At 69.6% G+C, this 12,548-nt stretch carries 10 protein-coding genes; 3 read left to right on the forward strand and 7 right to left on the reverse strand.

Features of this window, described 5'->3' with window-relative positions:
- Positions 1-41: 41 nt before the first annotated feature.
- From AC0IY0_RS03890 to AC0IY0_RS03920, 7 genes are all read right to left on the reverse strand, one after another.
- Positions 42-2,804: a phosphoenolpyruvate carboxylase gene (locus AC0IY0_RS03890; protein ID WP_419829115.1), complete on the reverse strand. Its 2,763-nt coding sequence runs from the start codon at positions 2,802-2,804 to the stop codon at positions 42-44.
- 241 nt (positions 2,805-3,045) lie between these two features.
- On the reverse strand, positions 3,046-3,936 hold the full coding sequence (sucD, locus tag AC0IY0_RS03895) for a succinate--CoA ligase subunit alpha (protein ID WP_147856025.1): 891 nt from the start codon (positions 3,934-3,936) through the stop codon (positions 3,046-3,048).
- 14 nt (positions 3,937-3,950) lie between these two features.
- The gene (locus AC0IY0_RS03900) at positions 3,951-5,129 is read right to left on the reverse strand and encodes a malate--CoA ligase subunit beta (RefSeq protein ID WP_147856026.1); all 1,179 of its coding nucleotides are present in this window, start codon (positions 5,127-5,129) and stop codon (positions 3,951-3,953) included.
- Between the two features lie 239 nt (positions 5,130-5,368).
- Positions 5,369-6,013: a methenyltetrahydrofolate cyclohydrolase gene (fchA, locus tag AC0IY0_RS03905; protein ID WP_147940128.1), complete on the reverse strand. Its 645-nt coding sequence runs from the start codon at positions 6,011-6,013 to the stop codon at positions 5,369-5,371.
- Positions 6,014-6,027: 14 nt separating this feature from the next.
- Positions 6,028-6,888 carry an NADP-dependent methylenetetrahydromethanopterin/methylenetetrahydrofolate dehydrogenase gene (locus AC0IY0_RS03910; protein WP_147906352.1) on the reverse strand — a complete coding sequence of 287 codons (861 nt, stop codon included), beginning with the start codon at positions 6,886-6,888 and terminating at the stop codon, positions 6,028-6,030.
- A 191-nt stretch (positions 6,889-7,079) separates the two neighbouring features.
- Positions 7,080-8,024: a D-2-hydroxyacid dehydrogenase gene (locus AC0IY0_RS03915; protein ID WP_147906351.1), complete on the reverse strand. Its 945-nt coding sequence runs from the start codon at positions 8,022-8,024 to the stop codon at positions 7,080-7,082.
- 103 nt (positions 8,025-8,127) lie between these two features.
- Positions 8,128-9,336 carry an aminotransferase class V-fold PLP-dependent enzyme gene (locus tag AC0IY0_RS03920; protein WP_147906350.1) on the reverse strand — a complete coding sequence of 403 codons (1,209 nt, stop codon included), beginning with the start codon at positions 9,334-9,336 and terminating at the stop codon, positions 8,128-8,130.
- A 572-nt stretch (positions 9,337-9,908) separates the two neighbouring features.
- Between AC0IY0_RS03920 and AC0IY0_RS03925 the strand changes: the two genes are divergently transcribed.
- From AC0IY0_RS03925 to AC0IY0_RS03935, 3 genes are read left to right on the forward strand one after another with little or no spacing between them, the layout of a single operon-like run.
- Entirely contained in the window at positions 9,909-10,706 is a 798-nt protein-coding gene (locus AC0IY0_RS03925) for a UDP-2,3-diacylglucosamine diphosphatase (protein ID WP_471763223.1), read from the forward strand.
- 11 nt (positions 10,707-10,717) lie between these two features.
- Positions 10,718-11,764 (forward strand): glycosyltransferase family 4 protein, encoded by a 1,047-nt coding sequence (locus tag AC0IY0_RS03930; RefSeq protein ID WP_471763119.1) that lies wholly within the window; start codon positions 10,718-10,720, stop codon positions 11,762-11,764.
- A 41-nt stretch (positions 11,765-11,805) separates the two neighbouring features.
- Positions 11,806-12,444, forward strand: coding sequence for a ribonuclease HII (locus AC0IY0_RS03935; protein WP_471763120.1), 639 nt, complete (start codon positions 11,806-11,808; stop codon positions 12,442-12,444).
- Positions 12,445-12,548 lie beyond the last annotated feature (104 nt).

The following is a 12,548-nucleotide window of genomic DNA, read 5'->3' on the forward strand; positions in this document are numbered from 1 at the left end:
CAAGATGGGTCAGGTGTCGGGCTCAGACAGTGCACCCCACCTCACCCGGTCGAGCCGAAGCCGACCGCGATGCAGTTGATCGACAGGAGCAGGGCGGATTTCACCGCCTCGCGCCGGTCCTCGTCGGTCTCGGCCCGGTAGCGGGCCAGCAGCTCGACCTGCTCGCGGCCGACCTGGTTGATGGTCGGCAGCCGGCCCTTCAGCCGGTCGCGGAACAGCGGGAAGCGCTCGGCCAGCTCGGTTCCGCCGCTCACCCGCAGCACCATCTCGCGGGTGAGCGCGTACTCGGCCTCGATCATCGAGAAGATCCGGTCCCGGACCCCCGCATCCTGGACGAGGCCCGCATAGGCCCGGGCGATGTCGAGATCGACCATCATCAGGGTCTTCTCGACCTCGTCGAGGACGAGGCGGAACACGCGGGATTCCTGGAACAGGCGCTTCAGAGTCGCCTCGCCGTCCGGGCCGCGCACCTCGAGGAAGCTCGCGAGCCCCGAGCCGACGCCGTACCAGCCCGTGATCACGTGCCGGTTCTGCGACCAGGCGAACACCCAGGGGATCGCCCGGAGATCCGAGAGCGAGCGGGCGCCGAACCGGCGTGCCGGGCGCGAGCCGATATTCAGGAGCGCGATCTCGTCGAGCGGGCTCGCCGACTGGAAGTAGTCGACCAGCCCGTCGGTCTGGAGGAGCCGGACATAGGCCGCCCGCGAGGCGCCGGCCAACGCCTCAAGGGCGTCGTCGTGGCCGACACTCGCCCGCTCGCCGTCGCCCGCCAGGGCGTGCTCGAACACCGAGGCGGCGAGCAGCTCCATCTGGTAGGCGGCGGTGCCGCGGTTGGCATACTTGAACGAGACGACCTCGCCCTGCTCGGTGGTGCGGAACCGGCCGCGGATCGAGCCCGGCGGCTGGGCCATGATGCCCCGGTGGGTCGGCACGCCGCCCCGGCTCACCGAGCCGCCGCGGCCGTGGAAGAACGCGATGCCGACGCCGAGTTCCTGGCCGAGGCGGGTGAGCTTGCTCTGCGCCTTGTACAGCTCCCAGTTGGCGGCGACGAAGCCGCCATCCTTGTTGGAGTCGGAATAGCCGATCATCACCTCTTGGACGCCGCCCTGCCAGCGGGTCGAGCGGCGCACCACCGGAACGGTCAGGAGTTCGCGCATGATCGCAGGGGCAGCGCGCAGGTCGTCGATGGTCTCGAACAGCGGCACGATCGCGAGCGGGCAGATCTCCGGGCGGATCTCCGGGCCGGCGGCATCGAGGAACACGCCGGCCTCCTTGGCCAGCAGGTAGGCGCCGAGCACGTCCTCCACGGAGCGGGTCATCGACAGGACGAAGGCGCCGAACGCCTCTCGGTCAAGGGTTTCGCGCATTTCGGCGACCAGCGCGAAGGTCGCCAGCGTCTCACGGGCGGCGTCGGGCAGGTTCTCGAAGGAGCGCTCGGGATCCCGGGGCCGCACCAGTTCGGCGTCGAGCCACTGCCGCCACGCCGCGGTGCCGAGCGCCGGAGGCTCGCCGTCGCCGTTGCGCTGGCGCCAGAGCGCCTGGAGCGTGTCGGTGGTCCGGGTGGTGTTCTCGCGCAGGTCGAGCCGGACCGTGGAGAAGCGGAAGATCTCGACCATGCGGCGGACCGGCCGGACCAGATCGCGGCCGAGCGCCCCGCACTTCGCGTCGTCCAGCCCGCGCTCCAGGGTGCGCAGGTCCTCGATCAGGCCGTCGGCGCTGGCGTAATCGGGGCCGGACGGGTGCTGGCCCTCGTTGCGGGCGATGGTGGCGTCGAGCTTGCGCAGGACGCAGGTGAGATACTGGCGATACGGCTCGCCGGGATTGCGCCGGGCGATGGCCCGGGCCTGCCCGCTCTCGGCGAGCTGCCGGTCGAGTTCCCGGCGGAACGTCTCGGGCAGCGGCAGCGCGCGCTCGGTGAGCGAGAGAGTCCGGCCGAGCTCGTGCACGCCGTCGCGGTAGCGGTTCAGCGAGGCCAGCGCGTTGCGGTGCAGGGCCTGCCGGGTGACCGCCGCGGTGACGTAGGGATTGCCGTCCCGGTCGCCGCCGATCCACGAGCCGAACTGGAAGAACGGCGGGACCCGGAACTGGGTGCCGGGATAGGCCTCGGCCAGGGACTCCTCGAGGGTGTCCATGGTCTCGGGCAGCATCTCGAACAGGGTCTCGTCGAAGAAGTGCAGCCCCCAGGCGACCTCCCGCTCGACGGTGGCCTTCTCCAGGTGCAGCTCGCCGGTCATCCAGACCAGCTCGATCTGATCCCGCAGCTCGTTCATCAGCCCGTTGCGCTCGCGGTCCGTCCAGCGCGGCATCTCCAGCTCGCGCAGCACCAGGTAGATCCGCCGGAACTTCTCCAGCACGGTCACCCGCTTGCCCTCGGTCGGGTGCGCGGTGAGCGTCGGCCGGATGCGCAGGTCGCTGAGCAGCGCCTGGATCTTTTCCGGTGGGATGCCCTGGGCGCGGGCGTCCGAAAAGACCTTGGCGAAGGAGCCGCTCAGCGAGGCCCGCCCCTCCGTCCGCTCGACATGGCGGCGTCGGCGCATCGCGGTGTTCTGCTCGGCGATCGAGATCAGGTGGAACCAGATGCCCTGCACCTGAAGCGCGCGCGCCAGCATCTCCGGCGAGAACCGAGAGATGTCGGCCGTGCCGTGCAGCACCGCCTCGAGATCGGGGTCGTGCCGACGGGCGACGTCGAGCAGGGCCTGGAACAGGATGTCGAGGGCCTGCTCGGCCGCGGTGCCGGTGATCACCGGAGGCGCGAAGGCGCTGGCCTCGGCGAGGCCGGGCGATGCGTGGAGGGTACGGGTCATGGAGCCACCTCGTGGCGCACGTTTTTTCAAAGGTCGGCGCGACGCACTCCCTCCCCCCTCTGCGGGGGAGGGTGGCCCGCGAAGCGGGTCGGGAGAGGGGAGCGACGCTTCCGGACAGCGCGTGACGGGCGCGAAACCCGCTACCGTCGCGCTGCCCCTCTCCCGACCCGGCCTGACGGCCGGCCCACCCTCTCCCGCAGAGGGGAGAGGGAGGACGTCGCGCTTTGCATCGGGCGCGGCGTCACGCCGCCCGGGCGAGCACGTCGGCCACGGTCTGGCCGAAGGAGCCGGGATCCGGCGCCACGGTCAGGCCGTAGGAGCGCATGATCTCGGCCTTCTCGGCGGCGCTGTCGCCGGCCGCCGAGATGATCGCCCCGGCATGGCCCATGCGGCGGCCCTTCGGCGCCGTCAGGCCCGCCACGAAGCCGATCACGGGCTTCGACATGTTGTCCCGGATCCAGGCCGAGGCCTCGGCCTCCTGCGGGCCGCCGATCTCGCCGATCATCAGCACCGCGTCCGTATCCGGGTCGGTCTCGAACAGGGCGAGGTGGTCGAGGAACGACGAGCCGTTGATCGGGTCGCCGCCGATGCCCACCGAGGTCGAGATCCCCAGCCCCAGCTCCTTCAGCTGGGAGGCAGCCTCGTAGCCGAGCGTCCCCGAGCGGGAGATCACGCCGACATTGCCCTTGAGGTAGATGTGGCCGGGCATGATCCCGAGCATCGCCTTACCGGGCGAGATGATGCCGGCGCAGTTCGGGCCGACCACCATGGTGCGGCGATCCCGCGGGTAGCGCATCAGGTAGCGCTTCACCCGCATCATGTCCTGGGCCGGGATGCCGTCGGTGATCGAGCAGACCAGCCGCAGACCGGCATCGGCCGCCTCCATGATGGCGTCGGCCGCGAAGGGCGGCGCCACGAAGGTGATCGACGTGGTGGCGCCGGTGGCGGCGACCGCCTCCTTGACGGTGTTGAACACCGGCAGGCCGAGATGGGTTCGGCCGCCCTTACCGGGCGTGACGCCGCCGACGACGTTCGTGCCGTATTCGAGCATCTCCTTGGCGTGGAAGGTGCCCTTGTCGCCCGTGATGCCCTGGACGATGATCGGGGTGGTCTCGTCGATGAGGATGCTCATGGCGTGGTGTCCCCTCAGCGGTTCTTCTTGGCGGCGTCGCAGGCGTCGACCGCCTTGCGGGCCGCGTCCGACAGGGTGTCGGCGGTGATCAGGTCGAGGCCGCTGTCGGCCAGGATCTTCTTGCCCGCCTCGACGTTCGTGCCGGCGAGCCGCACCACCAGCGGTACATCGATCTTGACCTCCCGGGCGGCCTGGATGACGCCCTCGGCGACCCAGTCGCAGCGGTTGATGCCGGCGAAAATGTTGACCAGGATCGCCTTGACGTTGCGGTCCGAGAGCACCAGCCGGAACGCCGTGGCGACCCGCTCCGGGGAGGCGCCGCCGCCGACATCCAGGAAGTTCGCCGGCTCACCGCCCGCGTGCTTGATCATGTCCATGGTCGCCATGGCGAGACCGGCGCCGTTGACGATGCAACCGATCTCACCCTCCAGCCCGATATAGCTGAGGTTGTGCTCGGCGGCCTGCGCCTCGCGGGGATCGCCCTGCGACGGGTCGTGCATGTCGGCGATGCCCGGCCGGCGGAACATCGCGTTGTCGTCGAAGGACATCTTGGCATCGAGGGCCAGCACCCGGTCGTCCTTGGTGACGACCAGCGGGTTGATCTCAAGCATGGTGCCGTCGCAGTCGCGGAACGCCCGGTAGGCGTTCATGATGGTCTTCACCGCGGCCGAGACCTGCTTGATGTTCAGGCCGAGCTGGAAGGCGATCTCCCGGGCCTGGAACTGCTGCAGGCCCACCGCCGGCTCGACGACGACCTGGATCAGCGCCTCCGGCTCGTTGGCGGCGATCTCCTCGATGTCCATGCCGCCGCGCTGGCTGGCGATGACGCGTACGCGCTCGGCCTTCCGGTCCAGCACGTAGCCGAGGTAGAGTTCGCGCTCGAACGGATCGGCGGTCTCGACGTAGACGCGCTGGACAGGCTTGCCCTCGGGTCCGGTCTGGAGCGTGACGAGGCGCTTGCCCAGAAGCTCCTTGGCTGCGTCGCGGACCTCGTTGTAGGTCCGGCACAGCTTGATTCCGCCGGCCTTGCCGCGTGCGCCGGCGTGGATCTGGGCCTTCACGGCCCAGAACGAGCCGCCGAGTTCGGTGGCGGCATAGACCGCTTGATCCGGGCTGAACGCGATGGCGCCCTTCGGGACCGCCACACCGAAGCTCGCGAGCAGCTCCTTGGCTTGGTACTCGTGGACGTCCATTCGGCGCCTCCTCCGCGGTCGTTGCCGCCGTTTGACGCTGTCTACTTTAGTTGAGTGGGAAGATTACGCCCGTCAAATTTTTTGAGCCGCGGGTTCAGGCCGGCTTTTTCGCGGATGCGGTAGGAATCGCATCCACTATTGCAATGCAGCATCGCAGAAAAACAGCGAGGCCGGGCGCGTGATGCACCCGGCCTCGACTGTCGAACCACTTGCGTCCGCGGCGGCGGATGCGGCGCGTTTCAGTTCACCTTGGCCTTCACCACCTCGTAGACCTTCTCGCTCAGCGCTCCCGCCTCGCCGAGCAGGCCTTCGAGTTCCCGGAGCCGCTCGTCCGCGAACTCCCGGTCCTCGAGCCCCTTGGCGTTGACGTAGACGTTGAGCGCCGCGCTGCGCAGGCCCGCATAGGCCGACAGGACCGCCACGCCGGCGTCCGAGACGACGTTGAGATTGCCCTTCTCGGCGGTGATCGCGGCGAGATCGATGACCGCGCGGCAGGCCCGGCAGCAGGCGAGCGGCACGTCGGTGGCCGTGCGGAGCGCGGACTGGATCGCCGCGGCGCGCGCCGCCTTCTCGTCGTCGGTGCCCTTGGGCAGGCCGTAGGCCCCCATGACGGCATCGAACGCCTGGACGTCCTCGCCGATCATGCCGGTCAGGACGACCCGCAGGCCCTCGGACCGGGCGAGCACGTCCTTCAGTTCGGCCTCGACCTCGACATACTTCTTCTTGCCGATGGTCAGGTTGCAGACCATCGACACCAGGGCTGCCCCCATGGCGCCGGAGATCGCGGCCGCACCGCCGCCACCGGGGGTCGGAGCGGCGCTCGCGAGTTCCGTCAGGAAGGTCTGGATGGTCGCCGTCTCGGGCGCCTGCTGCGTGTCCGACATGGGCGTCCCTCCCGTCAGGCCATCTTCTTGGCGAGCGCGTAGATCTCCTCGGCATCGAGCACCTGCTCGGTGCTCTCGAAGAGCTGGCCCACGCAGGCCCGGTGCAGCTTGAGCTTCAGGCCGCCGATGCCGAGGGCGCCGAACGCCTTCTTGCCGTTGCGATCCTTGCCCTTGTCCATCACGTCGATGCCGCCGACGCCGGTCGGGGGCTGCGCGTTGTAGTCGGCCACGAACTCGATCGCCGAGTCCTGCGCCCAGGCGGCCTCCGGCAGCAGCTCGACGCCGATGGCGCCGGCGGTGAACACGAGGTTCTTGCCCTTCACGAGCGCGATGCGCGAGGCCTCGTCGGGGGTCGCGGCGGCCTTCACGTTGACCTTGAAGCGCTTGTTGATCTGCTCGGCGGCGGCCTGGGTCTTGTCCAGCGCGCGGCCCGCGATGGTCACGTCCGCGCCCTCGCCGGCCAGAAGCGCGGCGGAGCGCATGCCCACCGGGCCGGTGCCGGCCAGGACGACGGCCGTCTTGCCCTGGAGCGAGCCGGCGGCCTTGGCCACCAGGGCGACGCCCGCAGCGGCCGTGGTGTTGGAGCCGTTCGAATCGAGCATGCACGAGACCCGGAACGGGCCGAAGAAGCGCTTCTTGACGGCGGTGAACAGTTCCTCGCCGGCCGCCATGCTGCCGCCGCCGACGAAGATCGCCGTCGACTTCTTCTCGGAGCCGCCGCGGGTGTAGATCGTACCGTCGACCAGGGCGCCGACATTCTCCGGGGTCACGCCGCCGTAGCCGGTGATGTGGTCGGCACCGCCGTCGTAGCCGACCACCGTGTCGAACACGTTCGGCATCGCATCGGTGTCGAACAGGAACAGCAGCTTCTTCATGTTTTCATTCCTCTGCCCGGTTCGCGGGCATCACGTGTTCAATGCACTCGCCCTGTCATCCCGGGGCCGCGCGGCAAAGCCCGGGACCGAGAACCGCAGGTTGAGCGAGGTCTAGCGTCGTCGGCGGATCTGGATCCCGGGCACGCCTGCGGCGCCCCGGAATGACGGGCCGTGACGTCAGCCGCCGCGCCTCAAGCCTCGACCACGTTCTGCGGCTTGCCGGCGACGAACGCCTCGACGTTGTCGACGAGCTGATCGGCGAGGATCTGCATCGCCTCCTTGCTGGCCCAGGCGACGTGCGGGGTCACGATCAGGTTCGGCAGGTCAGCCTCGCACAGGATGTTGCCGTCTTTCGGCGGCTCCTGCGCGACCACGTCGAAGCCCGCGCCCGCGATGGTGCCGTCCTTCAGCGCGGCCAGCAGCGCGGCCTCGTCCACCAGACCGCCCCGGGCGGTGTTGATCAGGATGGCGCTCTTCTTCATCCGCTTGAGTTCGGCGGCGCCGATCATCCCCTTGGTGTCGGGGGTGAGCGGAACATGCAGCGTAATCACGTCGGACTGCGTCAGGATCGTCTCGAAATCGACTAGGCCGTCCTGCGGGAACACGTCGTAGGCCAGGACCTTCATGCCCAGCGCCTCGGCGCGCTTGCCGATCGACTTGCCGAGCGCTCCGTAGCCGACGATGCCGAGCGTCGAACCGGCGATGTCGTAGATCGGGTAGTCGAAGTAGCAGAACTGCGTGGACTTCGCCCAGTCGCCGCGCCGAACCGAGTTGGCATAGGGCACGATCGCCCGGCGGAGCGCGAACATCAGCCCGACTACGTGCTCGGGCACGGTGTTGAACGCGTAGTTGCGGATGTTGACGACCGTGATGCCCTGGGCCTTGGCCTGGGCCTTGTCGACCACGTCGGTGCCGGTGGCGGCCACCGCGATGAGCTTCAGGTCGGGGAGCTGCTTCAGGGTCTCGGCCCGCATCGGGACCTTGTTGATCAGCGCGATCTCGGCGCCCTGGAGGCGGGACACCGTGTCCTCCGGCGTCCAGGTCGATTCGTGCTCGACGTAATCGTGCGGGAAGTTGAACGGTCGGACCGTCGCGTCGAGGGACTCACGGTCCAGGAACACGATCTTCTTGGTCATAGATCCCCTCTCGGGCAACGGGCGACTTCCTCGGGATTCTTGTTCTTACTTGCGCGCCGGGGCGGGGCCGGCAACCCGGCCCCGCCCCGGCAGCGTGCATCAATCACGCCTTGTGAAGCGGATTCTCGCGCAGGTAGCTGGAGGCGGCGGCGACGCCGGAGCCCGGCGTGACCTTGATGCCGCAATCGATCATGGCCATCTCGGCGCCTGCGATGGCACCCAGCAGCGACAGCTCGTTCAGGTCGCCCAGGTGGCCGATACGGAACACCTTGCCGGCGACTTTCGACAGGCCGGCACCCAGCGAGAGGTTGTAGCGCTCGTAGGCGTGGCTGATCACCTTGGCGGCGTCGGCGCCCTCCGGGACCACGATCGCCGTGACCGTGTCGGAGTTCCACTTCGGCTCCTTGGCGCAGGTCTTGAGGCCCCATGCCGCCACCGCCTGACGAGTCGCCTCGGCGAGCACGTGATGGCGGTGGTAGACGTTCTCCAGCCCCTCCTCCTTCACGATCGCCAGGGCCTCGCGCAGGCCGTAGAGCAGCGGCAGGACGGGGGTGTAGGGGAAGTAGCCGGTGGCGTTGGCGGCCAGCTGGTCCTTCCAGGCGAAGTAGGCGTGGCCGAGCCGGTCGTTCCGGCCGGTGCCGCCCTCGGCGATCTTAAGCGCCTTCGGGCTGATGCAGATCAGGCCGAGGCCGGCCGGGAGCATGAAGCCCTTCTGCGAGCCCGCGATGGCGCAGTCGACGCCCCATTCGTCCATCTTGAACGGCAGCGAGCCGATCGACGAAATGCCGTCCACGAACAGCAGCGCCGGGTGGCCGGCGGCGTCGATCGCCTTGCGCACCGCGCCGATATCGCTGGTGACGCCCGTTGCGGTCTCGTTGTGGACCACCATCACGGCCTTGATGGCGTGATCCTTGTCGGCGCGCAGGGCCTCCCCGATCTTCTGCGGATCGGCGCCGGCGCCCCAGTCCTCGTCCTGGACGATCACGTCGAGGCCGAGGCGCTGGGCCATGTCGACCCAGAGGTGGCTGAACTGGCCGTAGCGGGAGGTGAGCACCTTGTCGCCGCGGCACAGGGTATTGGACAGCGCCGATTCCCAGATGCCTGTGCCCGAGGACGGGAACAGGATGACGGTTCCGGCGGTCGAGCCGAACACCATCTTGGAATCCTGCAGCAGCGGCTTCACCAGCTCGGGAAAGCTCGGCGAGCGGTGATCCTCGGACGGCACGTGCATCGCGCGCAGGACGCGATCCGGGATGTTCGTGGGGCCCGGGATGAAGAGATGGTTGCGACCGGGGCGCCGGGTTGCGGCCATGGTGTTTCCTCCAAAAACTCTGTTGCGCGCGGGCGGACCCGCGCTGGTTTGTTCAAACGTTCTCGGCGCCTTCGGCGGCCTTCTCGAGCTTCCTGCACGCGGTGCCGGCGGGCGCGGCACGGGCCGCAACTCCCCCGAACGCCATCCGTGTCATCCGTGGATCGGGGGGCTCAGCGGAGCGGCAGGCGGCGTCTTGCCGCTCGCGTCGCGGCGCGCCCCCGCGCCGGTCGCCTCCGAAATGCCGTCCCGGTCTACGGCGCCTCGTCTCAAGGCACCCTGGCCGCCCTCGCCGCCTTCCTATACGCGTCCGGCCCGGCTCACGCCGAGCCACCGGTCGTCTGGTATTATGAGGCGGCGAAGCTGGGAAGCAAAACCGGAAAAACTTCGGGATCTCGGTAAAAAAATTTTTTGTGCATCGCAACGTCAGCTATCGGAACTTGAGAACTTCCGTTGCGGCGCACCAAGACACCCCACAGCGATTCAAGCCCGCGTCATCAAACTGAGACGTGATCGCGCTCTGGATCCCGGCACCGTTCGACCGCCGGGAGGGTGACGTGGCCGAGGATGAGGAGATGCCGGTCCGGGTCCGGACGCTGTTCCTGTCCGACCTGCATCTCGGGACGCGCGGCTGCCAGGCCGGCCTCCTTCTGTCGTTCCTGAGGGATTACGACGCCGACACGGTCTACCTGGTCGGGGACATCGTGGACGGCTGGCAGCTGCGCTCCGGCTGGTACTGGCCGCAGGCGCACAACGACGTCGTCCAGAAGCTTCTGCGCAAGGTCCGCAAGGGCACCAGGATCGTCTACCTGCCGGGCAACCACGACGAGTTCCTGCGGGACTACGTGGGCACGAATTTCGGCGGCATCGAGATCGCCGAGACCGCGATCCACGAGGCGGCCGACGGGCGGCGCTACCTGGTCATCCACGGCGACCAGTTCGACATGGTGGTGCGGCACTCGCCCTGGCTCGCCCATCTGGGCGACGGCGCCTACACCCTGGCGCTGACTCTCAACACCGTGATCAACCGGATCCGGCGGCGGGCCGGCCTGTCCTATTGGTCGCTGTCGGCCTGGGCGAAGCTGCGGGTGAAGAACGCCGTAAGCTTCATTGGCCGGTTCGAGACCATCCTGGCCGAGGAGGCACGCCGCCAGGGCGCGAACGGGGTGATCTGCGGGCACATCCACCACGCCGCCGACCGGGCGATTGGCGACCTGCGCTACCTGAACACCGGCGACTGGGTCGAATCCTGCACCGGCCTGATCGAGCATTACGACGGCCGGATCGAGGTGCTGCATTATCCCAGCATCCTGCGGGCCCGCGAGACCGAAGCTGCGCCGCGGCCGGTGGACGGCCGGCGCGCGGTGGCGTGAGGACCCCACGCGTGAAGCTCCTCATCGCCAGCGACGCCTGGCATCCGCAGGTCAACGGCGTGGTCCGCTCCCTGGAGCAGATGGTCCGCCGGGCGCCCGAACACGGCTTCGAGACGGCCCTGCTCTCGGTGGCCGATTTCCGCTCCCTGCCCCTGCCGGGCTACCCGGAGATCCGCCTTGCCTTGGCCGGGCGGGACCGGGTGGCGGAGCGCTGGGCGGCCGAACGCCCGAGCCACGTCCACATCGCCACCGAGGGACCCATCGGCTTCGCGGCCCGGCGGCACTGCCTGGCCAACGGCCTGCCGTTCACCACGAGCTATCACACCCGGTTTCCGGAATACCTCGCCGCCCGCCTCCCGGTGCCGGAGGCGTGGTCCTACGCTTATCTGCGCCGCTTCCACGGGGCGGCCCGCGGGACCATGGTCAGCACCGTCTCTCTGCAGGCGGATCTGGAGGCGAGAGGCTTCTCCCAGCTGATGCGCTGGACCCGCGGGGTCGACACCGAGCGGTTCCGGCCGGCCGCCCCCGGCGAGCCGCCGCCGGCGGACCTCGCCGGCCTGCCCCGGCCACTGTTCCTGTATGTCGGCCGGCTTGCCGTGGAGAAGAACCTCGCGGCCTTCCTGAGCCTCGACCTGCCCGGCACGAAGGTCGTGGTCGGGGACGGGCCGGACCGGGCGCGCCTGCAGGCCCTGGCCCCGGAGGCGCGCTTCCTCGGCACCCGGACCGGGGCAGCGCTCGCGTCCGTCTACGCCGCCTGCGACACCTTCGTGTTCCCGAGCCTCACCGACACGTTCGGCATCGTGCTGCTGGAAGCGATGGCCAGCGGCCTGCCGATCGCGGCCTTCCCGGTGCCCGGCCCCAACGACGTGCTGAGCGGGACCCGGGTCGGCATCCTGGACCAGGACCTGCGTGCGGCGGCCCTCGCGGCGCTGCGCCTGTCCCGGGCCGAGTGCAGGCAGGAGGCGCTGCGCCGCGGCTGGGACGTCAGCGCCGACCAGTTCTTCGGCAACATCATCGAGGCGCATGGCGGCGAGCGGAGCACCCGGAACGCCGCCTGAGCCGTGACGGCGGCGGCGCCAGATGGCAGGACGGCGCCATCATGCCCGTTCAGAAACAGCCGCCCGCGAAACGAACACAACCCGCCCTCACCCCACCGTTCGATCCGGCCCGGGCCGCGGATTACCCCGCGGTGATCGGCTGTGACGAGGTCGGGCGCGGCGCGCTGTGCGGCCCCGTGGTGGTGGCGGCGGTCTGGTTCGACCCCGCGGCGATCCCACCGGCCCTGCTGGCAGCCCTCGACGACAGCAAGCGCGTGCCCGAACCGGTCCGCGCGCATCTGGCGCCGCTGATCCGGACCCATGCCCGGGTCGCCGTGGCGGCGGGCTCCCGGGCCCTGATCGACCGCATCAACATCCGCGCCGCAACCCTCGACGCCATGGCGCGGGCGGTGGCGCGCCTCGGGGTCGCGGCGCCGGTCCTGGTCGATGGCCGGGACGCCCTGCCGGGCCTGCCGGGCCGGGCCCTCATCGGCGGCGACGGCCTCGTGCCGCAGATCGCTGCCGCCTCGATCGTCGCCAAGGTCTTCCGAGACGACCTGATGCGCCGGCTGGCCGAGCGCCACCCGGGCTACGGCTGGGAGCGCAACGTCGGCTACGGCACGGCCCTGCACCGGGCTGGCCTGACGGCGTTGGGCCGAAGCCCGCACCACCGCCTCAGCTTCACCCGCGGGTTCGGCTAGGGTTCAAAAGGTCGAGACCTTGTGCGGGTGCAGGGTGGAACCCTGCGGGCCTGGGGGGGGGGGGCCCCCCCCCCGCTTCGAGATGGGGGGCTAAAGTCTGCTTT

The sequence above is a fragment of the Methylobacterium sp. AC315 genome (assembly GCF_979253755.1).